Annotated in this window: 19 protein-coding genes; 6 read left to right on the forward strand and 13 right to left on the reverse strand. The window is 70.8% G+C overall.

Going from position 1 to position 23978, the window contains the following annotated elements; all coding sequences use genetic code 11:
* Positions 1-26: 26 nt before the first annotated feature.
* Positions 27-1034, forward strand: a complete 1008-nt coding sequence (locus ABFJ78_RS49095; RefSeq protein ID WP_436394507.1) for a medium chain dehydrogenase/reductase family protein — start codon at positions 27-29, stop codon at positions 1032-1034.
* 51 nt (positions 1035-1085) lie between these two features.
* Here the strand turns inward: ABFJ78_RS49095 and argG are convergent, their stop codons facing one another.
* A complete protein-coding gene (argG, locus tag ABFJ78_RS49100; RefSeq protein WP_436394508.1) occupies positions 1086-2531 on the reverse strand; it encodes an argininosuccinate synthase in 1446 nt (481 codons plus the stop codon).
* Between the two features lie 92 nt (positions 2532-2623).
* Between argG and ABFJ78_RS49105 the strand changes: the two genes are divergently transcribed.
* The gene (locus ABFJ78_RS49105; protein WP_436394509.1) at positions 2624-3556 is read left to right on the forward strand and encodes an aminoglycoside phosphotransferase family protein; all 933 of its coding nucleotides are present in this window, start codon (positions 2624-2626) and stop codon (positions 3554-3556) included.
* On the opposite strand, the gene ABFJ78_RS49110 is transcribed toward ABFJ78_RS49105, so the two are convergent.
* The 4 genes from ABFJ78_RS49110 to ABFJ78_RS49125 form a co-directional block, all read right to left on the reverse strand.
* A complete protein-coding gene (locus ABFJ78_RS49110) occupies positions 3471-4550 on the reverse strand; it encodes a hypothetical protein (RefSeq protein WP_436394510.1) in 1080 nt (359 codons plus the stop codon). The genes ABFJ78_RS49105 and ABFJ78_RS49110 overlap by 86 nt on opposite strands.
* 64 nt (positions 4551-4614) lie before the next feature.
* Positions 4615-6318 (reverse strand): glycerol-3-phosphate dehydrogenase, encoded by a 1704-nt coding sequence (gene glpD / locus ABFJ78_RS49115; protein ID WP_436394511.1) that lies wholly within the window; start codon positions 6316-6318, stop codon positions 4615-4617.
* Between the two features lie 2 nt (positions 6319-6320).
* The gene (gene glpK, locus ABFJ78_RS49120) at positions 6321-7838 is read right to left on the reverse strand and encodes a glycerol kinase GlpK (protein WP_436394512.1); all 1518 of its coding nucleotides are present in this window, start codon (positions 7836-7838) and stop codon (positions 6321-6323) included.
* Between the two features lie 15 nt (positions 7839-7853).
* Positions 7854-8675, reverse strand: a complete 822-nt coding sequence (locus tag ABFJ78_RS49125; RefSeq protein WP_436394513.1) for an MIP/aquaporin family protein — start codon at positions 8673-8675, stop codon at positions 7854-7856.
* 153 nt (positions 8676-8828) lie between these two features.
* On the opposite strand from ABFJ78_RS49125, the gene ABFJ78_RS49130 reads away from it, so the two are divergent.
* The 3 genes from ABFJ78_RS49130 (at position 8829) to ABFJ78_RS49140 (ending at position 12894) form a co-directional block, all read left to right on the forward strand.
* Positions 8829-9596 (forward strand): IclR family transcriptional regulator, encoded by a 768-nt coding sequence (locus ABFJ78_RS49130; protein ID WP_364458354.1) that lies wholly within the window; start codon positions 8829-8831, stop codon positions 9594-9596.
* A 10-nt stretch (positions 9597-9606) separates the two neighbouring features.
* On the forward strand, positions 9607-11556 hold the full coding sequence (gene glpK, locus ABFJ78_RS49135) for a glycerol kinase GlpK (RefSeq protein WP_436394514.1): 1950 nt from the start codon (positions 9607-9609) through the stop codon (positions 11554-11556).
* Positions 11557-11670: 114 nt separating this feature from the next.
* The gene (locus ABFJ78_RS49140; RefSeq protein WP_436394515.1) at positions 11671-12894 is read left to right on the forward strand and encodes a cytochrome P450; all 1224 of its coding nucleotides are present in this window, start codon (positions 11671-11673) and stop codon (positions 12892-12894) included.
* A 24-nt stretch (positions 12895-12918) separates the two neighbouring features.
* On the opposite strand, the gene ABFJ78_RS49145 is transcribed toward ABFJ78_RS49140, so the two are convergent.
* Complete coding sequence (locus ABFJ78_RS49145; protein ID WP_436394516.1) at positions 12919-13740, reverse strand: substrate-binding domain-containing protein; 822 nt, start codon at positions 13738-13740, stop codon at positions 12919-12921.
* Positions 13741-13990: 250 nt separating this feature from the next.
* Here ABFJ78_RS49145 and ABFJ78_RS49150 point away from each other — a divergent pair, with 250 nt between their 5' ends.
* The gene (locus ABFJ78_RS49150) at positions 13991-15430 is read left to right on the forward strand and encodes a DUF1996 domain-containing protein (RefSeq protein ID WP_436394517.1); all 1440 of its coding nucleotides are present in this window, start codon (positions 13991-13993) and stop codon (positions 15428-15430) included.
* Positions 15431-15438: 8 nt separating this feature from the next.
* On the opposite strand, the gene ABFJ78_RS49155 is transcribed toward ABFJ78_RS49150, so the two are convergent.
* From ABFJ78_RS49155 to araB, 7 genes are all read right to left on the reverse strand, one after another.
* Positions 15439-16131 carry a glycoside hydrolase family 12 protein gene (locus ABFJ78_RS49155; protein WP_436394518.1) on the reverse strand — a complete coding sequence of 231 codons (693 nt, stop codon included), beginning with the start codon at positions 16129-16131 and terminating at the stop codon, positions 15439-15441.
* A 133-nt stretch (positions 16132-16264) separates the two neighbouring features.
* Positions 16265-17485, reverse strand: a complete 1221-nt coding sequence (mmsB, locus tag ABFJ78_RS49160) for a multiple monosaccharide ABC transporter permease (RefSeq protein WP_310976236.1) — start codon at positions 17483-17485, stop codon at positions 16265-16267.
* On the reverse strand, positions 17482-19002 hold the full coding sequence (gene mmsA, locus ABFJ78_RS49165) for a multiple monosaccharide ABC transporter ATP-binding protein (protein ID WP_436394519.1): 1521 nt from the start codon (positions 19000-19002) through the stop codon (positions 17482-17484). The genes mmsB and mmsA overlap by 4 nt, the downstream gene beginning before the upstream one ends.
* On the reverse strand, positions 18999-20102 hold the full coding sequence (gene chvE / locus ABFJ78_RS49170; RefSeq protein WP_436394520.1) for a multiple monosaccharide ABC transporter substrate-binding protein: 1104 nt from the start codon (positions 20100-20102) through the stop codon (positions 18999-19001). Before chvE ends, mmsA begins: the two co-directional genes overlap by 4 nt.
* Positions 20103-20119: 17 nt before the next feature.
* Positions 20120-21619: an L-arabinose isomerase gene (araA, locus tag ABFJ78_RS49175; protein WP_436394521.1), complete on the reverse strand. Its 1500-nt coding sequence runs from the start codon at positions 21617-21619 to the stop codon at positions 20120-20122.
* 14 nt (positions 21620-21633) lie between these two features.
* The gene (locus tag ABFJ78_RS49180) at positions 21634-22311 is read right to left on the reverse strand and encodes an L-ribulose-5-phosphate 4-epimerase (RefSeq protein ID WP_436394522.1); all 678 of its coding nucleotides are present in this window, start codon (positions 22309-22311) and stop codon (positions 21634-21636) included.
* Positions 22311-23951, reverse strand: coding sequence for a ribulokinase (gene araB / locus ABFJ78_RS49185; RefSeq protein ID WP_436394523.1), 1641 nt, complete (start codon positions 23949-23951; stop codon positions 22311-22313). The genes ABFJ78_RS49180 and araB overlap by 1 nt, the downstream gene beginning before the upstream one ends.
* Positions 23952-23978: the final 27 nt, after the last annotated feature.

A 23978-nucleotide genomic window follows, 5' to 3' on the forward strand; every position in this document is an offset into this window, starting at 1 on the left:
GTCACTCACACCCGGAAGGATCCACCATGACCGTCACCGAAATCGTCCTCCCCGGCCTCGTCGAGCCGGACGGCCTGCGCGTCGAACACCGCGAGATGCCGCGCCCGGGCGCCGACGAAGCCCTCGTCCGCGTCGAAGCCACCGGGGTTTCGTTCGCCGAGCAGCAGATGCGCCGCGGCAAGTACTTCGACCAGCCGCCGTTCCCCTTCGTGCCCGGGTACGACGTCGTCGGCACGGTGCTCGAAGCCGGAGACCCCGCGCTCGCCGGCCGCCGCGTGGCCGCCATGACCAAGATCGGCGGCTGGCGCAGCCACGTCGTCCTCGCGGAAGCCGACCTCGTCCCCGTGCCGGAAGAACTCGACGCGGCCGAAGCCGAGACGTTCGTGGTCAACGGCATCACGGCGTACCAGATGCTGCACCGGTGGGCGAAGGTGAAGGCCGCCGGCACGATCCTCGTCCACGGCGCGAGCGGCGGCGTCGGCACGACGCTCGTCCAGCTCGCCCGCGCCGCCGGGATCACCGTGATCGGCACCGCGTCGGCCCGGAACCTCGACGCCGTCACCGCACTCGGCGCGACCGCCCTCGACTACCGCGGCGACGTCCCGGCCCAGGTCCGCGCGCTGGCGCCGGGCGGGGTCGACGCCGTCTTCGACCACGTCGGCGGGCCCGGCATCGTCGACTCGTTCCGCCTGCTCGCCCCCGGCGGCAGCCTGGTCGCCTACGGCAGCGCGTCCACAAAGGACGACCCGGGCAACTCGCGGCTGCCGGTGTTCAAGCTCTTCGCCCTGCTGCTGTGGTGGAACGTCCTGCCGAACCGGCGTCGCGCGCACTTCTACAACGTCTGGGGCGGCAAGCGGAACCTGACCCGCTTCCGCGCGCGGCTGGCCGAGGACCTGACGGCCGTCTTCGCCTTGGCGGCAAAGGGAGATCTCACGGCGCAGGTGGCCGCGCGGATCCCGCTCGCGGACGCCGCGAAAGCCCTGGCACTGGCCGAGTCCGGGACGGTGACCGGCAAGGTCGTGCTCGTCCCCTGAACGACCCGAAGGCCACCACGGCGAGCGGGGTGGCCTTCGGGTCGTGGGCGATCAGTCCGTGCCGAACTCCATCGCGGCGTTGTCGAGCAGCTCGACGTCGTCGGTCTTGCCGCGCGAGGCGATCACCTCGGCGCCGCCCTCGGGCATCGCGCCGATCAGGCCGGTCGACGCGGCCTGGGCGGCGCCGATCAGCTTCGGGTTCGAGCCGCCGACCATGCCGAGGCTCGCGTACTGCTCCAGCTTCGCCCGCGAGTCGGCGATGTCGAGGTTGCGCATGGTCAGCTGGCCGATCCGGTCGACCGGGCCGAACGCCGAGTCCTCGGTCCGCTCCATCGACAGCTTGTCCGGGTGGTAGCTGAACGCCGGCCCGGTCGTGTCGAGGATCGAGTAGTCCTCGCCGCGCCGCAGCCGCAGCGTCACCTCGCCGGTGATCGCGGTGCCGACCCACCGCTGCAGTGACTCGCGCAGCATCATCGCCTGCGGGTCCAGCCAGCGGCCCTCGTACATCAGCCTGCCGAGCTGCCGCCCGTGGTTGTGGTAGCTGGCCAGGGTGTCCTCGTTGTGGATGGCGTTGACGAGCCGCTCATAGGCGGCGTGCAGCAGCGCCATGCCCGGGGCCTCGTAGATGCCGCGGCTCTTGGCCTCGATGATCCGGTTCTCGATCTGGTCGGACATGCCGAGGCCGTGCCGGCCGCCGATGGCGTTGGCCTCCAGGACCAGGTCGACGGCGGTGGCGAACTCCTTGCCGTTGATCGTCACCGGCCGGCCCTGCTCGAAGCCGATCGTGACGTCCTCGGCGGGGATCTCGACCTCGGGGTCCCAGAACGCGACGCCCATGATCGGCTTGACGATCTCGATGCCGGTGTCCAGGTGCTCCAGCGACTTGGCCTCGTGCGTGGCGCCCCAGATGTTGGCGTCGGTCGAGTAGGCCTTCTCGGTGCTGTCCCGGTAGGGCAGCTCGTGCGCGAGCAGCCACTCGGACATCTCCTTGCGGCCGCCGAGCTCGGTGACGAAGTCCGCGTCGAGCCACGGCTTGTAGACGCGCAGGGAGGGGTTCGCCAGCAGGCCGTAGCGGTAGAACCGCTCGATGTCGTTGCCCTTGTAGGTGGAGCCGTCGCCCCAGATCTGGACGTCGTCCTCGAGCATGGCGCGCACCAGCAGCGTGCCGGTGACCGCGCGGCCGAGCGGCGTGGTGTTGAAGTAGCTGCGGCCGCCGGAGCGGATGTGGAACGCGCCGCACGTCAGCGCCGCGAGCCCCTCTTCGACGAGGGCTTCCTTGCAGTCGACCAGCCGCGCGATCTCGGCGCCGTACTGGCCGGCCCGCCCGGGCACCGACTCGATGTCGGGCTCGTCGTACTGGCCGATGTCGGCGGTGTAGGTGCAGGGGACCGCGCCTTTGTCGCGCATCCACGCGACCGCTACGGAAGTGTCGAGGCCACCGGAGAAGGCGATACCGACACGCTCGCCGACGGGCAGGGAAGTGAGCACCTTGGACATGCGAATGATTATGCACACCCATGCATCGTCGTGCAATCCGGGGGTGCCCGGGGTCACGGAAACCCGGTTGACGCGCGTGGTTGCGTGATCACATGGGCCGGATGCACGCCGACGAGCACCCCATCGACACCACCCTGGTCCACCAGCTGGTGGGCGGGCAGTTCCCGCACTGGGCCGGCCTGCCGATCACTCCCCTGGCCTCCGGCGGCACGGTCAACGCCGTGTACCGCCTGGGCGGCTCGCTGACCGTCCGGCTCCCGCTGACCGCGGGCGGCGCCTCGGACATCGCGAAGGAACACCGGGCCCTCGCGGCCCTCGGCGAGCTGCCGGTGGCCGTCCCGGCCGTCGTCGCGCTCGGCGAACCCGCCGAGGGCTACCCGTGGGCGTGGGCGGTACACGGCTGGCTCGAAGGCGCACCGGCGCTCGAAGGCCGCGACGCGCCGGCCCGCGACCTGGCGGAGTTCCTGCGTGCCCTGCGGGTGCGCCCGGCGGACGGTCCCCCGACCCGCCGCGGGAAGCCGCTGTCGGACGTGGACACGGCCACCCGCCGGGCGATCGACGAGCTGAGCCGCACCGACGAGCCGTTCGACGCGGCGGCGGCCCTCGCCGCCTGGGCCGAGGCGCTCGAAGCTCCACAATGGACCGGAGCGCCGAGCTGGGTGCACGCGGACCTGATGCCGAGCAACCTGCTGCTGCGCGACGGCCGGCTGAGCGGTGTCCTCGACTGGGCCACGGCCGGGGTCGGCGATCCGGCGTGCGACCTGATCCCCGCGTGGAACCTGCTGACCGCGGATACCCGGCGCACCTTCCGCGAAGCCGTCGGCGCCGACGACGCGACGTGGGCGCGCGGCCGCGGGCGCGCATTGTCGATGGCCGTGATCCAGCTGCCGTACTACCGGCACACCAACCCGGTCATCTCCGCCAACGCCCGGTACGTGCTCACCGAGCTCGGCTGCCGACCGGCTCCCCGAAGCGCCACAGCACCGCGTGGGAGTTCTGGCCGGGCACCGAACACGAACCCGTGACCTCCCAGTCGTTCAGCCCCTTCGCGGAGCAGATCCCGCCCTCGGGCACCGGCAGCCGCAGTACCCGGCCGGCCCGGTCCCAGACGAGCGGGGTGTGCCCGCCGTCCTCCCCGAGCACGACACCGGACCGGCTGACGGCCGTGACCCGGGACTGCCCGCCCGGGAAGACGGTGAGCGTGCCCGCCGGGTCCCAGCGCGCGATCCGCGTGGTGAAGTCCTTGTCGCGCACCTCGCCGACGATCGTCCCGTCGGCGGTGATGGCCAGCGCCGCACTGGATTCCCAGGTGGTGTCGAGCACCGTGGGCCGGCCCGTCGAGTCCCATTTCGCCGCGTGGGTGCCGACGCTGCCGACCACGGTGCCGGCGTTGTCGAGGTCGTGCAGGGAACCGCCGTCGGTCAGCTCGACGACGTTGCCCGCCGGGTCCCAGTACGTGGACTCGCTGATCACCGCGCCTGCGTCGTTCATCGCCCGGACCCGGCCGAGGCCGAGCACGGTCACCTTGCCGAGGGTGTCCCACCGGACCGCGGCGTCCGGGCCGGGCGCGCCGTAGGCGGTCCCGGCGACCACGCCGGCTTCGTTGACCGCGACCGGCGTGGACCACGCGTAGCCCGGGAACCCGGTCGGCTGTTCCAGTTCCGCCGGCACGCCGGCGGCGTCCCAGCGGGTGGCCCGTCCGGTCGTGACGTGGTTGGTCGAGTCGCCGACCGCCACCCCGGCCTCGCTGAGCGCGGTGGCTTTCACCGCGCTGTAGCCGTCGAGCGGCCGCAGGTCGGTGATCCGGCCGGCCGCGTCCCACCGGGCGCCGTGCACGTCGAACGCCTTGTCGTACGCCTCCCCGAACACCGTGCCGTGGTTCGTCACCAGCAGCCCCGAGCTGGTCAGCCCGCCGGGCAATGTGCCCAGGTCGATCGGCCCGGTCACCTCGTCCGCGCTCGCCGGGACCGCGGCGAGCACCGTCATCGCCGCCGCCGTCGCGAGAACACCTCTGAACATCCCTGCTCCTCCCCTGTCAGGTCGGTTCCGGGGTGTCCACGCGCGGCGGCGGCGATCGGTTGAGTCAGCCCGGCAGCAGCGCCGGCGCCGCGAGGCGGGTGGCGTTCGCCGCCGCGTCGTCCGGGGCCTCCTGGGCCGAGCGTTCCGCCTCGACCCGGGCGAGGTAGTTGGCCACCTCGCGCTCGACGCGGTGGGCGTCCCAGCCCAGCTCCGGGGCGATCAGCCCGGCGACGACCGGGGCCGCCGCCACGCCGCGGTCACGCTCCTCGATCGAGATCCGCGTCCGCCGGGTCAGCACGTCCTCCAGGTGCAGCGCGCCTTCGTGCGTGACCGCGTACACGGCTTCCACGCGGAGGTACTCCGAGGTCTCCGCGATCGGTTCCCGCAGTGCCGGCTGCTCCTCCATCAGCGAGACGAGGTTCCAGATCCGCGTGCCGTACCGGCCCAGCAGGTGCTCGACCGTCGTCACCGGCAGGCCCGTCTTCGAAGCAACGGAGTAGCGGTCCTCCCACAGCTCGTGGTAGCCCTCGGCACCGACGATCGGCAGCCGGTCGGTCCACGACGGCGGCGCCGGGCGGCCGAGCTCCTCGACCACGACGTCGACCGCGTCCGCGGCCATCACCCGGTACGTCGTGTACTTGCCGCCGGCCACGATCACCAGGCCCGGCACCGGGTGCGCCACCGCGTGCTCCCGCGACAGCTTCGTCGTCGCGGCCGCCTTCGCCGCGAGCAGCGGACGCAGACCCGCGTAGACGCCCTCGATGTCGTCGTGCGTCACGGGGGTGCGCAGGACGGCGTTGAGGTGTTCGAGCACGTAGTCGACGTCCGCGCGGCTCGCCGCCGGGTGCTCGCGGTCGAGGTCCCACTCGGTGTCGGTGGTGCCGACGATCCAGTGCCGGCCCCACGGGATCACGAACAGCACGCTTTTCTCGGTGCGCAGGATCAGCCCGGTGTCGAGGTCGATCTTCTCCCGCGGCACGACGAGGTGGATGCCCTTCGACGCGCGGACGGTGAACGGCGCGGGGATCCCGGCCGCCTCCGCCATGTCGTCGCTCCAGACGCCCGTCGCGGCGACGACCGTCTTCGCGCGCACCTCGATCTCGGCGCCGCTCTCGCGGTCGACGACCTTCGCGCCGACGACTCGATCGCCGTCGCGCAGCAGCGAAGTGACGCGAGCCCGCGTCAGCACCGAAGCGCCCTGCTCGGCCGCCGTCCGCGCGATCGTCATCGTGTGGCGGGCGTCGTCGACCTGGGCGTCGTAGTACTGGATCGCCCCGATCAGTGCGTCGTCGGCGAGCGCCGGGGCCGCCTTGAAGGCGCCCCGCCTGGACAGGTGCCGGTGCCTGGGCAGCGCGCGGGCGCCGCCGAGGGTGTCGTACAGCGTGACGCCGGCGCCGATGTAGCCGCGCTCCCACACCCGGTGCTGCAGCGGCACCAGGAACTTCACCGGCCGCACCAGGTGCGGCGCGAGCTTCTGCAGCAGCAGCCCGCGCTCCTTGAGGGCTTCGCGGACCAGCTTGAAGTCGAGCTGCTCCAGGTAGCGCAGGCCACCGTGGATCAGCTTCGACGACCGGCTGGACGTGCCGGCGGCGAAGTCGCGGGCCTCGACCAGCGCGGTCGAGAGCCCGCGCGACGCGGCGTCGAGCGCGACGCCCGCCCCGGTCACTCCCCCGCCGACGACCAGGACGTCGACCTCTTCGTTCGCCAGCTTCCGCAGGGCGTCCGCGCGGTAGGACGGGGAAAGCGGTGTCACGGTGTTCCTCCTCATGGTCACTGCACGTCGACCCAGTCGAGCGTGCGGCCGACGGCCTTCTGCCAGCCCGCGTAGCCCTCGGCGCGTTGTTCGTCGTTCCACGACGGCGCCCAGCGCTTGTCCTCGTTCCAGTTCTGCTCGAGCTCGTCGGTCGACTTCCAGAACCCGACGGCCAGCCCGGCCGCGTAGGCGGCCCCGAGCGCGGTGGTTTCCGCGACGACCGGCTTCGACACCGGCACGCCGAGGATGTCCGCCTGCAGCTGCATGCACAGCTCGTTCGCGGTGACGCCGCCGTCCACGCGCAGCACGTCGAGCGTGACGCCGGAGTCGTTCTGCATCGCCTCCACGACGTCGCGGGTCTGGTAGCAGATCGCTTCGAGGGTGGCCCGCGCGATGTGGGCGTTCGTCGTGGCGCGGGTGAGCCCGACGATCGCGCCGCGGGCGTCGGAGCGCCAGTACGGCGCGAACAGGCCGGAGAACGCCGGCACGAAGTAGACGCCGCCGTTGTCCTCGACCTGGCGGGCCAGGCTCTCGCTCTGGGCCGCGCCGCTGATGATGCCGAGCTGGTCGCGCAGCCACTGCACCGCCGACCCGGTGACGGCGATCGAGCCTTCCAGGGCGTAGACCGGCTTGTCGTCGCCGAACTGGTAGCACAGCGTCGTGAGCAGGCCGTGCTTCGAGCGGACCAGCTCGTGACCGGTGTTGAGCAGCAGGAAGTTGCCGGTGCCGTAGGTGTTCTTGGCTTCGCCGGGCCGGAAGCAGACCTGCCCGACGGTGGCCGCCTGCTGGTCGCCGAGGACGCCGGTGAGCGCGACCTCGCCGCCGAGCGGGCCGTCCGCCCGGGTGGTGCCGAAGCGACCGGGGTTCGACGACGGCCGGATCGCCGGCAGCATCTGCTTCGGGACGTTGAAGAACGACAGCAGCTCGTCGTCCCAGTCGAGGGTTTCGAGGTCCATCAGCATGGTGCGGGAGGCGTTGGTCGGGTCGGTGACGTGCACGCCGCCGTCCGGGCCGCCGGTGAGGTTCCAGATGAGCCACGAGTCCGTGGTGCCGAAGAGGGCGTCGCCCTTCTCGGCGTCCTCGCGCACGCCGTCGACGTTCTCGAGGATCCACTGCAGCTTGCCGCCGGAGAAGTACGTGGCGGGCGGGAGGCCGGCCTTGCGGCGGATGACGTCGCCCTTGCCCTCGCGCTCCAGCGCGGAGGCGATCCGGTCGGTGCGGGTGTCCTGCCAGACGATCGCGTTGTAGTAGGGGCGGCCGGTGCGGCGGTTCCACACGACGGTGGTCTCGCGCTGGTTGGTGATGCCGAGCGCGGCGAGGTCGGCGTGCGTCAGGTCGGCCTTGTTGAGCGCGGTCGCGATGACCGAGCGGGTGCGTTCCCAGATCTCGGTGGCGTCGTGCTCGACCCAGCCCGGCTTGGGCAGGATCTGCTCGTGCTCGAGCTGGTGGCGGGCGATCTCGTTGCCGCCGTGGTCGAAGATCATGAAGCGGGTGCTCGTGGTGCCCTGGTCAACGGCGCCGACGTAGTCAGGCATGGGGGTGCTCCTCGGTCAGTTCGCGGGCTCGAAGTCCTTGGCGGGCATGGCGTCGAGGGGCTCCCCGGCGGGCAGGTACCGCTCGATGAAGAACTTGTAGATCGCGCCGCCGATCACCGCGCCGATGACGGGGGCCACGATCGGGATCCACCAGTAGGGGAAGCCGTACTGGTCGGTCCACGCCGTGTCGTAGCCGGTGAGCCAGGAGGCGAACCGGGGGCCGAAGTCGCGGGCGGGGTTGATCGCGTAGCCGGCGTCGGTGCCCCAGGCCATGCCGATGGCGACGACAAGGAAGCCGACGACGACCGGGGCCAGGTTCGCGCCCGGCGAGGTGTTGCGGAGGTCGGTGATGGCGAAGATCACCAGGACGAGGATCGCGGTGCCGATGATCTGGTCGCGGAAGGCGCCCCAGTCACCCACCGGGAGCGTGCCGTTACCCGGAAGGGTGGAGAAGACGCCCTGCGTCTTGATCGTCAGGCCGGGGTCCTTGGCGTTGAGCACCTCGGTGTAGTTCCAGCGCACCAGCAGCGCGGCGAGGAACGCGCCGGCCGTCTGGGCCAGGGCGTAGGGGGCGACCTTGCGCCATTCGAAGCCCTTGAAGACGGCGAGGGCGACGGTCACGGCGGGGTTCAGGTGCGCGCCGCTGATCCGCGAAGCGACGTAGACACCGAGCGTGACGCCGAGTCCCCAGGCCCAGGCGATGCTGTCGTGGTCCCCGATGCCCGCGGCGACGACCTGCGCCACCACCCCGCACCCGAACAGGATGAGGATCATCGTCCCCACGAACTCGGCGGCCATCTCGCCGGCGAGCCCGTGGGCCTTGAGGTTTCGCACCATTGCTTCCTCCACAAAGGACCGTTCATTCCCCCTGGTGGATGAAAGTTAAGTTCGGGTTGCGAGGGGGTCAACGGACGCCGGTCGGCATTGTCGAACGGCCGATGTGGATGTTCGACATTGTCGAATCGGGGCCGGTCGGTTAGGGTCGCCGCCGTGCCCGGTCCGATCCAGTCCATCGAGCGCGCCGCCGCGATCCTGCGCTTGCTGGCGCGCGGCTCGGGCCGCCTGGGGGTCGGCGAGATCGCCGAATCGCTGGAGCTGGCGAAGGGCACCGCGCACGGGATCCTGCGCACGCTGCAGGGCGTCGGGTTCGTCGAGCAGGACCGCGACACGGGCAAGTACCAGCTCGGCGCCGCGCTGCTGCACCTGGGCACGAGCTACCTGGACGTCAACGAGCTGCGGTCCCGGGCCATCAACTGGGCGGACGCGCTGGCCGCCCGCAGCGGCGAGGCCGTCCGGATCGGCGCGCCGCTGGAAGGCCGGGTGCTGGTGGTGCACCACGTGTTCCGGCCGGACGACAGCCTGCAGACCCTCGACGTCGGCACGCTGCTGCCGCTGCACGCGACCGCGCTGGGGAAAGTGCTGCTGGCCTACGACACGACTCTCGTGGCATCGTTGCGCACCGGCGAGCCCGAGGCCTACACCCGCCGGACCCTGGTCACCCAGACCGCGATCAAGCGCGCCTGCGGCAAGGTGCGCGAGGCGGGCTGGGCGGCGGAGAACGGCGAGATGATCGCCGGCGAAGCGGGGATCGCGGCCCCGATCCGCGGCCACGGCGGCATCGTGGTCGGCGCGATCGGGGTGTCCGGCGCGGTGGAGCGGATCTGCGAGCCGGACGGCAGCCCGAGCCCGCGGTTGCTGGGCCACGTCCGCGACGCGGCGCGCGCGGTGTCGCGCGACCTGGGTGCGTCCCGATGGTGAAGGGAGGGGCATGGTCCAGCGCTACGTGATGTCCATCGACCAGGGCACCACCTCCACCCGGTGCATCCTGTTCGACGCGCGCGGCCGGCTCGTCTCGGTCGTCCAGCGCGAGCACCAGCAGCACTTCCCGCGGCCCGGCTGGGTCGAGCACGACGCCACCGAGATCTGGCGGAACCTCTCCCGGATCGTGCCCCAGGCGCTCGCCGACGCCGGCGCGACCGCCGACCAGGTCGTCGGGCTCGGGATCGCCAACCAGCGCGAGACCACCGTCCTGTGGGACCGGCACACCGGCAACCCGGTCGGGCGCGCGATCGTCTGGCAGGACACCCGCACCGACGCCATGCTCGAACAGCTCGCGCGCGAGCCCGGCGCCGACCGCGTCCGGCAGCTGTGCGGCCTGCCGCTGGCCACGTACTTCTCCGCGCCTCGCGTCCGCTGGCTGCTCGAACGCACCCCGGGCCTGCGCGAACGCGCCGAGCGGGGTGACGTCCTCTTCGGCACCATCGAGAGCTGGCTGATCTGGAACCTCACCGGCGGCGCCGAGGGCGGCGTGCACGTCACCGACGTCACCAACGCCTCGCGCACCATGCTGATGAACCTGCGCACGCTCAGCTGGGACGACGAGCTGCTGGACTTCTTCGACGTCCCCCGCGCGATGCTGCCGGAGATCCGCTCGTCGACCGAGGTCTACGGGACGACGTCCCGCGTGGTGCCGGGCATCCGGATCGCCGCCGCCTTGGGTGATCAGCAGGCCGCGCTGTTCGGCCAGACGTGCTTCGCGCCCGGCGAGGCGAAGTGCACGTACGGCACCGGCAGCTTCCTGCTGCTCAACACCGGCCCGACGCCGGTGCTCTCCACCCACGGCATGCTCACCACGGTCGGGTTCAAGATCGGCGACGAGCCCGCGGTGTACGCGCTCGAAGGGTCGATCGCCGTCACCGGGTCGCTGGTGCAGTGGTTCCGCGACGGCCTGGAGCTGATCGGCAGCGCGCCCGAGATCGAGACCCTCGCGCGGACGGTCGACGACAACGGCGGCTGCTACATCGTGCCCGCGTTCTCCGGGCTGTTCGCGCCGCACTGGCACAGCGAGGCGCGCGGCGTGATCGCCGGGCTGACGTCGTACATCACGAAGGGCCACCTGGCGCGGGCGGTGCTGGAGGCGACCGGCTGGCAGACCCGCGAGGTTGTCGACGCGATGAACGCCGACTCCGGCCTGGCCCTGAAGACGTTGAAGGTCGACGGCGGCATGACCGCCGACAACCTGCTGATGCAGTTCATCGCCGACGTCCTCGACGTGCCGGTGGTCCGTCCGATGGTGGCGGAGACGGTGTCGCTCGGCGCGGCCTACGCGGCGGGGCTGTCGGTCGGGTACTGGCCGGACCTGGAAGGGTTGCGGCGCAACTGGCACCGGGCCGGGCAGTGGCTGCCGGCGATGGACCCGGCCCGCCGCGATTCCGAGTACGGGCACTGGCGCCAGGCGGTGGAGCTGACGTTCGGCTGGATGCGCCCGGGGCCGGCCGCCGCCGCGCCCGGGTCCGACCTGGTCGAGGTGCTGCTGGCCGACCACCGCCGGTTCGAGCAGCTGCTGCGCGACCTGCGCAACGCCGAAGCCGACCGGCCGGCCCTGGTCGCGGAGCTGGCGGCCCTGCTGGTCGCCCACGCGACGGCGACCGAGCGGATCGTCCGCCCGGATTCGCCGGGTTCCCCTTTCGCCGACGAGCTTCTCGCCGTTCTCGAAGCCGACGACTTCGAGAAGGCGTTGCTGCGCTTGGAGAACGTGGTCGACGCGCATGTGCGTGGGGAGGAACGCGGGCTGCTCAACGACCTGCGCCGCACGATGTCCACTTCGGACCGAACGGGGCTGGGGCGGGCGTTCGTCGCGGAACGCCGCCGCCAGCTGGACCTGGACTGCGGGACCGCCGCCCACATCCGCGAACTCGGCGACCGCCTCACGCTCTGACACGGCGGCCGGCGCCAGGCCTGCCATCCGGGTGAAGCGGGGTCCCGATCCCTGCCCCGGCGCGGGAGCCGGGAGAAGACTGCGGGAAACCGGTTCGCCACTGGAGGGAGCACCATGTCCGCAGCCGCCGACGAAGCCCTGCTGTCCCTGTCCGCCCCGGCCGGGCTCGCCGATCCGTACCCGGTCTACGCGAAGCTCCGCGAGGAGTCGCCGATCTTCCGCAGCGAAGTCTTCGGCGGCTGGGTGCTCAGCCGGTTCGCCGACTGCCAGGCGGTGCTCGCCGACGGCGAGACCTTCCTGGTGCTCGACGCGCAGTGGCGCGACCGGCACACGCCCGGCTGGCGCGGCAACCCGGCCATGGCGCTGCTGGCCGCGCTCCTGCCGTGGAAGAACCCGCCGGACCACACGCGCGAGCGCCGCCTGCTCATGCGGGACTTCACCGTCCGGCGCGTGCAGGGGCTGGAGCCCGCGGTCCGCCGGGCCGTCGACCAGGTGCTCGACCGGTTCGCGGACGCCACGGCCGGCGGCAGCGCCGCGGAGTTCGTCGGCACCGTGCTCTACCCACTCGGGATGGCGGTGATCGGCGGCCTGGTCGGCGTGCCCGAAGCCGACCACGACCGGCTCCGCGGCCTCACCGACCTCATCGGCAAGCAGGTCGACCCGGCGATGCCGGCGGAGCTGCGAGCCGAGGTCGACGCGGCCGCCGTCGAGTTCCGCGCCTACTTCGCGGAGCTCATCGCGCTGCGGCGGGCGGAACCCCGTGACGACCTGACCACCGCGCTGCTGACCCGCCCCGCCGCCGACGCCGAGCTGATGTCCGAAGACGACGTGCTCAACTCGCTCGTCGTGTTGTTCGGCGGCGGTTACGAGACCACCGCCGGCGCGCTGGGCAACGGGATCCACGCCCTGCTGACCCACCCGGATCAGTTCGCCCTGCTCGCGGGCGATCCCGGGCTGGCGGCCGGGGCGGCCGAGGAGATCCTCCGGTGGGACGGCGCGGCCCAGATGAGCCAGCGCGCGGCCGCGCGCCCGGCCGCGCTCGACGGCGTGGAAGTCGCGACCGGGGACCTGGTCGTGGTGCTCAACGGCGCGGCGAACCGGGACCCCGCGCGGTTCCCGGACCCGGACCGGTTCGACATCACGCGCGACGCCGGCCGGGGGCTGTTCTTCGGCCACGGCCTGCACCTGTGCCTCGGCGCGGCCGTGGCCCGGCTCGAGATGACCGTCCTGCTCGAACAGCTCGGGAAGCGCTTCCCGGAGTTGCGGCTCGGGGGCGCGGTGGAGCGTCGCCCGAACCCGGCCCTGCGCGGGATGGCAGCGCTGCCGCTCACCCGGTGACACGCTGTCGCGCTTCCGTGCGGCTCAGCCCGCGCGGAGGCAGCGGCTGCTCTCCCGCACCACCAGTTCGACCTCCACCGGCCGGCGAGGAGCCGGCACGCCGTCGATCCGGGCCAGCAGCTCCGCGACCGTCTGCCGCCCGGCAGCCACGAAGTCCTGGCGGACCGTCGTCAGCGGGGGTTCGAAGTAGGCCGCCTCCGGGACGTCGTCGAAACCGACCACGTGGGCGTCGCGCGGGACCCGCATCCCCGCCTCCGTGAACGCCGACAGCAGGCCCAGCGCCATGTGGTCGTTGGCCGAGAACACCGCGCCCACGCCCGGTTCGACCGCCAGGGACTGGCCGGCGCGGTAGCCGGAGCGGGCGGACCAGTCGCCGCGGACCACCGGCGGGACCTCCGCGCCGCGGTGCTCCAGGGTCTCGCGCCAGCCGCGCTCGCGGGCGCGGGCGATCGGGCCGTCTTCGGGGCCGCCGAGGTGCCAGACCGTCGGGTGGCCGAGGTCCAGCAGGTGCTCGGTGGCTCGTCGGGCGCCTTCGCGCTGGTCGGCCGACGCGGCCGGGACCAGCGGGACGCCGTCGACCGGGGGCAGCTCGGCGGCCAGGTGCGGGTCGAGCACCACGATTCCCGACACCCCCTGCAGCAGCAGGCCGGCCGCGGCGGCGGGCAGCGCGGCCCGGCCGCGGCCCGGCACGCCGAAGACGACGAGGACGTATCCGTGTTCGCGCGCGGCGGCACGCAGACCGTTCAAGACCGGCCCGGACGCGGCGGTGCCGGTGGCGATCACGCCGAGCGTGCCCCGGCCACGCGTGCCGAAGGGACCTCTGGGACCCGCGTCGTCCTCGGTCATGGCCCCGATGTTAACGATCACAGCACCGGACGTGAACTTCCTTCACCTTCCATAAATAACGAAACGATAACCCGGAACGGGCGCGGTGAACCGGGCCTCCGCCACGGCCGTTTCAGCCAGTGCCGGAACCAGTGACACCGGGCGCGGTTCCCCGATTCCCGCGCCCGCGGTGGCACTCCCCGGGTTCCGCACGTCTCCCCTCGGGCACGCAGCTTTCGCCGTCGTGCCCGGAAAACCGAAGAAGGTGACCATGCCCCGGAACAATTCCCCCGCCACGGGCAGACATCGCATCACCCGCCGCACCAAGATCGCGACCGGCGGCCTCGCCCTCGCGCTCGCGGTCGGCGGCATCGTCGTCGCGACCACGGCCGGGCGCACCGGCCAGGCCAGCGCCGATCCCGCCGACGCGTCGTTCTTCCTCGACATCGCGAAGGTGCCGTCCGGTGTTAACGTGAACAAAGCGTTGCAGCAAAAGGGCGCGCGCGGCACGTTCACAGTGGACTGCGGCCGCAACGAGAACCAGCACTTCAACCCCGACAACTTCATCGCCCAGCCGGGCGTCAAGAACGGTGCCCAGCACCTGCACGACTACGTCGGCAACCTGTCGACGAACGCCGACTCGAACAACAAGAGCCTGGCCAAGGCCGGGACGACGTGCAAGAACGGCGACAAGTCCGCCTACTTCTGGCCGGTCGTGCGCATCGACACCGGCGAAGAGGACGAGAACCCGCCCGCCACGCAGCCCGACCGCGCCGGGAGCGCGAACGACAAGGCGAGCACCCAGGTCGACTGCCCCGACGTCGCGAGCAAGCTCCCCGACGTCCCGGACCAGGCCATGGACGAGGTGAACCGCAACCTCGACCTGCTCGACAAGCAGATCGACGAGGCGAACAAGCGGATCGCGAACGGCGACCTGAAGACGCCGCAGGACATCCAGAACGCCGTCGTCGGCCCGCTGAAGGACAAGCGGGCGGCCACGATCGACCGGATCGCCATCGCGATCGGCCGCCGGGCCGCGAAGCCCACCAACCTGGGCGGGCTCGCGGCCTGCGTGCTCAAGCAGAACGGCCAGGGCGGCCTCGACAACGGCGGCCAGAACAGCACCGGCCAGGCGGGCGAACTGCCCGGCGTCAACGACCAGAACGAAGTGGCCGGCAACGACGGCGAGATCCAGCGCGTCCGCTCGGCGACGATCACGTTCACCAGCGGCGGCGCGAACAAGGTCGTCGCGATGCCGCAGTTCCTCCGCATCCTCTACGGCGACGCCAAGCAGAGCACCAACGGCCCGGCCAACGCCCGGCCCAGCTGGACGTGCACGGGCTTCGAAGACCGGCTGACCGACCACTACCCGATCTGCCCGCGGAACAGCCGGGTCGAGCGGATCCACGCCTTCCCGAACTGCTGGGACGGCAAGAACATCGACAGCGCCAACCACCGCACGCACATCGTGTTCGCCGACCGGCAGGGCAAGTGCCCGCAGGGGTTCAAGAACGTGCCGCAGCTGGTCATCAAGCTGGTCTACGACATCCCGCACGACATCCAGGTCAAGGGCCAGTACAAAGTGGACGCGTTCCCGCAGGAGAGCCACAACCCGCGCTCGGACCACGACGACTTCGCCAACGTCATGGGCCAGCGGCTGATGAACCAGGTGGTCAACTGCATCAACACCGGCAAGCGCTGCAACCAGTAGCCGACCGGTCAGGACGTGGTGACGGAATAGCTGTTCGCGGCGAAGTCCAGTCCCCCGGCGGACGAGGTGATCTCGAAGCCGAACTGGACTTCGCCGAGCGTCACGTCGCCGAACCACCCGCGGGCGCGGATCCAGTTCAGCACGGCCAGGACGTCGACCGTGCCCGCGTTGGTGTTCGACGTCCGGACGAACGAGAACACCGCGTTCGAGCCGTTCGATCCCTTGTAGACGTCCCAGGTGTGGCCGCCGACCGTCGCCGTCGCCTGCTTGGTGCCGAGCGGGCCCACCGCGCCCTGCTTGTTCATCCACAGCATCGTTTCGTAGGCGTTGTTGTCCGCCCAGATGTCGTACGCCGTCTCGTAAGCGCCACTGCCGGGACGACTGACCGTGAAGCTGCTCGACACCTTTCCGAGCGCGCTCAGCTTCTTGCCGACGTTCTTCGCCGAATGCGGGTACGACTTCACGCCGCCGGTGTTCGGCTGATCCGACCAGACACCCCAGTTGGAATACGAATTCGCCCAGATGGTCTGCGGGCCGGCACCACTGCCCCAGACGTCGTTGCGGACGGTGTAACCACCATTGGACCAGGTCGCCCATTTGTCCGAAGACGACCACGTCGCCGCGGAAGCGACACCGGCCGAGGCGACCACCGAAGCGGCCACGGTCAAGGAAACCACAAGGGAACGCACGGCTTTGTGCATGAGGGAGGTCCTCCACTGGTGAGGGATTCACCAGCACTATGACCGTCCCGTTACCGCCCGGTCAAGCAATTCGAGAACTTCGAAAAAGAAAGGGGCTTTCCCGTCGAACGGGAAAGCCCCTTTCGACGCGGACTCAGGAAGCCGCGCGGCGTTTCGTCCAGATGTCGTACGCCACGGCCGCCAGCAGCACGACGCCCTTCACCAGCATCACCCGTTCGCTCGGCGCGCCGATCAGCGACATGCCGTTGTTGATGACCGCCATGATCAGGCCGCCGGTGATCGCGCCGACCACCTTGCCGACCCCGCCCTGGACCGCCGCGCCGCCGATGAACGCCGCCGCGATCGCGTCGAGCTCGAAGTTGACGCCCGCCGTCGGGCCGGCCTGGTTGAGCCGGCCGGCGAAGATGATGCCCGCCAGCGCGGCCAGCACGCCCATGTTGACGAAGATCCAGAACGTCACCTGCTTGACCTTGACGCCCGAGAGCGTCGCGGCCTGCAGGTTGCCGCCCACGGCGTAGATGTGCCGGCCGAACACCGACTTCCCGGCCACCAGCGAGTAGCCGAGCACCAGCGCCGCCAGCAGGATGAGCACCCACGGCAGGTTCTTGAACCGCGCGAGCTGCACCACCAGCGCGAGCACCAGCACCGCGATCCCGGCGAGCTTGAGCACGAACACCGGGAACGGGTCGACGTCCTGGCCGTAGCCGAGCCGCCCCATCCGCTTGCGCCACTGGGTGAACACGATCCCGGCCACCGCGGCCACGCCGGCCAGCAGCGACACCAGGTCGGCGCCGCCGAGCGGGCCGAGGCCGATGTTGCCCAGGTAGCCGTCGGTGAAGCCGTTGGACAGCGTGCGGATCGCGTCCGGGAACGGGCCGATGCCCTGGTTGCCCAGCACCGTCAGGGTCAGGGCCCGGAACGCCAGCATGCCGGCGAGCGTCACGATGAACGCCGGGATGCCGAAGTAGGCGACCCAGTAGCCCTGCCACGCGCCGATCGCCGCGCCCACGACGAGGGTGATCAGCACCGCCCAGAACCACGGGACGTGCGAGTTCACCATCAGCACCGCCGACACCGCGCCGGTCATCGCGACGACCGACCCGGCGGACAGGTCGATGTGCCCGGAGATGATCACCAGGATCATCCCGATCGCGAGGATCAGCACGTAGCTGTTCTGCACGATGATGTTGGAGATGTTCTGCGGTTCCAGCAGCGCGCCACCGGTGAGCACCTCGAACAGCACCACGATCAGCGCGAACGCGACGTAGATGCCGCTCTGGCGCGGGTTGATCGAGATCCTCCGCTTGGAGCGCTCAACCGGGGGCACGGCGGGCCGCGCTTCGGTCGTGGTCATTCCCGTTCCTTAGTCATGTACTGCATCAGCAGTTCCTGGGTGGCTTCTTCGCGCTGGGCCTCGCCGGTGATCCGCCCCGCCGAGAGCGCGTAGATCCGGTCGCAGAGCCCGAGCAGCTCCGGCAGCTCGGAGGAGATGACCAGCACGGCCTTCCCCTGGGCGGCGAGGGAGTTGATGATCGTGTAGATCTCGAACTTCGCACCCACGTCGATGCCGCGGGTCGGCTCGTCCAGGATCAGCACGTCCGGATCGGTGAAGATCCACTTCGCCAGCACGACCTTCTGCTGGTTGCCGCCGGAGAGCTTCCCGGTGACGCTCTGGACGCTCGGTGCCTTGATCCGCAGATCACGACGGTACCGATTGGCGGTGTCGTGCTCGGCGTGCTCGTTGACCCAGCCACGCTTGGCCAGCTTGCCCAGCCCGGCCGCGGACACGTTGCGCTGGATGTCCTCGATCAGGTTGAGCCCGTAGCGCTTCCGGTCCTCGGTGGCGTAGGCGATGCCGTGGCGGACGGCGTCCTGCACCGACCGGACGTCGATCTCCTTGCCGTGCTTGAAGATCCGCCCCGAGATGTCCTTGCCGTAGGACCGTCCGAACACGCTCATCGCGAGCTCGGTGCGGCCCGCGCCCATCAGGCCCGCCAGGCCGACGATCTCCCCGCGCCGCAGCGAAAGCGAGGCGTGGTCGACGACGACCCGTCCGGCCTGGGTGGGGCTGTGCACGGTCCAGTCCTCGATCCGCAGCACCTCTTCGCCGATCTCCGGCTCCCGCGGCGGGAACCGGTGCTCGAGGTCGCGGCCGACCATCCCGGTGATGATGCGCTCTTCCGTCAGCCCCGCCGCGTCGAGCGTTTCGATCGTCTTGCCGTCACGCAGGATCGTGACGGTGTCGGCGATCGCCGTCACCTCGCCGAGCTTGTGCGAAATGATCACGCACGTGACGCCCTCGTCCCGCAGCCCGCGCAGCAGCTCGAGCAGGTGGGCCGAGTCGTCGTCGTTGAGCGCCGCGGTGGGCTCGTCGAGGATCAGCAGCTTGACCTCTTTGGACAGTGCCTTCGCGATCTCGACGAGCTGCTGCTTGCCGACCCCGAGTTCCTGCACCGCCCGCGTGGCGTTTTCGGCGAGGCCGACGCGCTTGAGCAGCGCGCCGGCCTCGTGGTTGGTGCGGTTCCAGTCGATCCAGCCCCGCTTCTGCTGTTCGTTGCCGAGGAAGATGTTCTCCGCGATCGACAACTGGCCGCACAGCGCGAGTTCCTGGTGGATGATCACGATCCCGCGCCGCTCGCTGTCGCGCACCGACCCGAACTCGCACCGCTGCCCGTCGAAAGTGATCTCGCCGTCGTACGTCCCGTGGGGGTAGACGCCCGAGAGCACCTTCATCAGGGTGGACTTCCCGGCGCCGTTCTCCCCGCAGATCGCGTGGATCTCCCCGCGGCGCACGGAAAGGTTGACGTCCGACAGCGCCTTGACCCCGGGGAAGGTCTTGGTGATCCCGCGCATGCCGAGCAGTTCGGTCATTTCAGCTGACCTGCCGTGTAGTAGCCGGAGTCGACCAGTTCCTTCTGGTAGTTGGCCTTGTCCACGGTCACCGGCTGCAGCAGGTAGGACGGGACGACCTTCTTGCCGTTGTCGTAGTCGGTGGTGTTGTTGACCTCGGGCTTCTGTCCCTTGAGGACCGAGTCGGCCATCTTGACGGTGGTGTCGGCGAGCTTGCGGGTGTCCTTGAAGACCGTCGAGTACTGCTCACCGGCGATGATCGACTTGACCGAGGCGACCTCGGCGTCCTGCCCGGTGACGATCGGGTAGGGCTGGCCGGCGGTGCCGTAGCCGTTGCTCTTCAGCGCCGACAGGATGCCGATCGACAGGCCGTCGTACGGCGAAAGCACGCCCGCGACCTTCGCGCCACCGGTGTAGGTCTTGGTGAGCAGGTCCTCCATGCGCCGCTGCGCGGTGGCCGGGTCCCAGCGCAGGATGGCCGCGCGGGCGAAGTCGGTCTGCCCGCTCTTGACGACCAGCTTGCCGCTGTCGATCAGGGGCTTGAGGACGGACATCGCGCCGTTGAAGAAGAAGGTGGCGTTGTTGTCGTCCGGGGAACCGGCGAAGAGCTCGATGTTGAACGGCCCCGGCCCGTTACCCAGGCCCTTGACCAGCGAGTTCGCCTGCTCGACGCCGACCTTGAAGTTGTCGAAGGTGGCGTAGTAGTCGACGTTCGGTGAATTGCGGATCAGCCGGTCGTAGGCGATGACCGGGATCTTCTTGTCGGCCGCTTCCTGCAGCTGGGTGGTGATCGCGGTGCCGTCGATCGAGGCGATGACCAGGAGCTTGGCGCCCTTGGTGATCTGGTTCTCGATCTGGTTCACCTGGGTGGGGATGTCGTTCTCGGCGTACTGCAGGTCGACCTTGTAGCCGAGCTTCTCCAGGGCGGCCTTGATGTTGTCGCCGTCGTGGATCCAGCGTTCCGACGACTTCGTCGGCATGGTGACGCCGACCAGGCTGCCCTCCGCGCTCGCGCCGGGCGCGGCCGTCTGGTCCGCGGTCTTCTGGCTCGAACCGCACGCCGACAGCGTGAGCACGAGCCCCGCGGCCGCGAGCGCCGCGATTCCTCTGGTGAACTTCATTGTTCCTTCTTCCTTTCTCAGAAGCCCTGAGCGAGCCGGTGGTACGCCTGGTTCCAGCGGATGCGGTCGGCGAAGTCGTGCGGGGTGGTGTCCTTGTCGATCACCAGCAGCTCGACGCCGAGCAGGTTCGCGAAGTCGCGGAGGGTCTCGGTGCCGACGGCCTGGGTCAACACGGTGTGGTGCGGGCCGCCGGCGGTGATCCACGACTCGGCGGACGTCGACAGCGACGGCGCCGGCTCCCACACCGCGCGCGCCACCGGCAGGTTCGGCAGCGGCTCGTCCGGCTCGACGACCTCGATCTCGTTGGCCACCAGGCGGAACCGGTCGCCGAGGTCGACCAGGCCGAGGGTGACGCCGGGGCCGGGGGCCGCGTCGAACACCAGCCGGACCGGGTCCTCGCGACCGCCGATGCCCAGCGCGTGGATCTCGCACGACGGCTTCGCGGCCGCGATGCTCGGGCAGACCTCGAGCATGTGGGCGCCGAGGATCTTCGGCGTGCCCGGCCCGAAGTGGTAGGTGTAGTCCTCCATGAACGACGTGCCCCGCTCGAGGCCGACGCTCATCGCCTTGACCGCGGCGAGCAGCGCCGAGGTCTTCCAGTCGCCCTCGCCGCCGAAGCCGTAGCCGTCGGCCATCAGCCGCTGCACGGCCAGGCCGGGCAGCTGGCGCAGACCGCCGAGGTCTTCGAAGTTGGTCGTGAACGCGCCGAAGCCGCCGTCGACGAGGAACTTCCGCAGACCGGCTTCGATCTTCGCCGCGTACCGCAGCGACTCGTGCCGCGCTCCCCCGGCCGCGAGCTCGGACACCACGTCGTACTCCTCGGCGTACCGGGCCACCAAAGCGTCCACATCGGACACCTGGTCGACCAGCTCGACGAGGTCGTTCACGCCGTAGGTGTTGACCGAGACACCGAACCGCAGCTCGGCCTCGACCTTGTCGCCTTCGGTGACGGCGACGTCGCGCATGTTGTCGCCGAACCGGGCCAGCCGGAGGTTCCGCAGGTGGTCGGCGCCGATCGCGGCCCGCGCCCACGCGTCGATCCGCGCGACGACGGCCGGGTCCGACACGTGCCCGGCGACGGTCTTGCGGGGCACGCCGAGGCGGGTCTGGATGAACCCGAACTCGCGGTCGCCGTGGGCGGCCTGGTTGAGGTTCATGAAGTCCATGTCGATGGTGGACCACGGCAGGGCTTCGTTGAGCTGGGTGTGCAGGTGCAGCAGCGGCTTGCGCAGCGCGTCCAGCCCGGTGATCCACATCTTCGCGGGCGAGAAGGTGTGCATCCACGCGATCACGCCGACGCACGCGGGGTCGGCGTTGGCCTCCTGCAGGACGCGGCGTATCGACGCGGCTTCGGTCAGCACCGGCTTGCCGACGATCTCGGCCGGGAGCCCGCCGGAGGCGGCCAGGAGCTGCTGGATGCGCAGGGACTGGCCGGCGACCTGCTCCAGGGTCTCCTCGCCGTAGAGGGCCTGGCTGCCGGTGAGGAACCAGAGCTGGGGTTTCGACGCGCGGGTCATCGTTCTCCTTGGAATCAGTGCTGGCCGTAGACGTTCTGGTACCGGGCGTAGAGCCGGTCGACGTCCTCGGGCGGCAGGGGTTCGGGCGTGCCGAGCTCGAAGGCCTTGTGCACGGTGCGGGCCACGTCCTCGACCATCACCGCGGCCTTGACGGCGTCGCGGGCGGTGCGGCCGACGGTGAACGGGCCGTGGTTGCGCATCAGCACGGCCGGCGACCGGCTCGAGCGCAGCGTTTCGACGATGCCCTTGCCGATCGAGTCGTCGCCGATCAGCGCGAACGGCCCGACCGGGACCTCCCCGCCGAACTCGTCGGCGATCATCGTGAGCACGCACGGGATCGGCTCGCCGCGCGCGGCCCACGCGGTGGCGTACGTCGAGTGCGTGTGGACGACGCCGCCGATCTCGGGCATGTGCCGGTAGACGTAGGCGTGCGCGGCCGTGTCGGACGACGGCGCCAGCTCGCCGTGGACGAGTTCGCCGTGCAGGTCGGTGACGACCATCGTGTCGGCGGACAGGTCGTCGTAGGACACGCCCGAGGGCTTGATGACCATCAGGTCGCGGCCGGGCACCCGCGCGGAGACGTTGCCCGCGGTCCAGATGACCAGGGCGTTGCGGGTCAGCTCGCCGTGCAGGTTCGCCACGGTCTCGCGCAGTTCCGCGACGGTGTCGAGGACTTCGCCGGTCAGCGACATCAGGACCGTCCTTTCGCGAGGGCTTTCGCGGCTTCGCGGCGGCGGGCGGCCAGGCGGTGCATGACATCGTTGCCGCCACGGCCGAAGTAGTCGTGCAGGGTCGTGTATTCGGCGTACAGCTCGTCGTAGGCGGCGACGTGGGCGGGCACCGGCCGGTAGACCGCGCGGTCGACCGAGCCCATGGCCGCGGCGGCCGCGCGGATGTCCGGGTAGGCCCCGGCGGCGACGGCCGCGTGGATGGCCGAGCCGAGCGCGGGTCCCTGTTCGGAGCCGATGACCGACAGCGGGAGGTTGGTGACGTCGGCGTAGATCTGCATGAGCAGCGCATTCTTCATCAGCCCGCCGGCGATGATCAGCTCGGTGACCGGGACCCCGGCGGCGTTGAACGTCTCGATGATCTTGCGCGTGCCGAACGCCGTGGCCTCCAGCAGCGCGCGGTAGACGTCCTCGGCGCGGGTGGCCAGTGTCTGGCCGACGATGACGCCGGACAGCTCGTGGTCGACGAGCACCGACCGGTTGCCGCTGTGCCAGTCGAGGGCGACCAGGCCGTGTTCGCCGATCTCCTGCCGCGCGGCGAGCCGGGTGAGCTCCTCGTGCCCGTCGTGGGCGAAGTGCTCGGTGAACCAGCCGAAGATGTCGCCGACGCCGCTCTGGCCGGCCTCGTAACCCCAGAGCCCGGGGACGATGCCGCCGTCGACGACCCCGCACATGCCGGGGACTTCGCGCAGTTCGGCGCCGTTCATGACGTGGCAGGTCGAGGTGCCCATGATCGCGACCATCTGGCCGGGTTCGACGGCGTTCGCGGCGGGCGCGGTGACGTGCGCGTCGACGTTGCCGACCGCGACCGCGATGCCTTCGGGCAACCCGGTCCAGCCCGCGGCTTCGGCGGACAGCGAACCGGCACGCGCGCCCAGCTGGCCCAGGGGGTGTTCGAGCTTGTCGGCCACGAAGGACTCGAAGCCGGGCGCCAGTTCGCGGAGGAAGTCGCGGCTCGGGTACTGGCCGTCCTGCAGGATGCCCTTGTACCCGGCGGTGCACGCGTTGCGGACGTACGTCCCGGTCAGCTGCCAGACGATCCAGTCGGCCGCCTCGACCCAGTACCGCATCGCGGCGTAGACCTCGGGTGCCTCTTCGAGCAGCTGAAGCGCTTTCGCGAACTCCCATTCCGAGGAGATCAGCCCGCCGTAGCGCGGCAGCCACTTCTCGCCGCGGGTGCGGGCCAGCTCGTTGATCCGGTCCGCCTGCGGCTGGGCCGAGTGGTGCTTCCACAGCTTGACGTAGGCGTGCGGGTTGCCTTCGAACTCGGGCAGCTCGCACAGCGGCGTGCCGTCCGCGGCCGCCGGCACCATGGTGCAGGCGGTGAAGTCGGTGGCGACGCCGATGACGTCGGCCGCGTCGACGCCCGCGTCCCGCAGCGCCGCCGGTACGGCGTTGCGGAGGACCCCGACGTAGTCGGCGGGCACCTGCAGCGCCCAGTCCGGCGGCAGCGCGCGGCCGGTCGCGGGCAGCGTCTCGTCGAGCACCCCGTGCGGGTACTCGAAAACCGCGGAGCCGAGCTCGGCCCCGTCCCGGACCCGCACGACCACCGCGCGGCCCGACAGCGTGCCGAAGTCGACGCCGACGGTGAGTGGTTCTGCCACGGTGTCCTCTCCCTCCTGTGTGGTGAC

The sequence above is a fragment of the Amycolatopsis sp. MEPSY49 genome (genome assembly GCF_051337345.1).
Lineage (GTDB): Bacteria > Actinomycetota > Actinomycetes > Mycobacteriales > Pseudonocardiaceae > Amycolatopsis.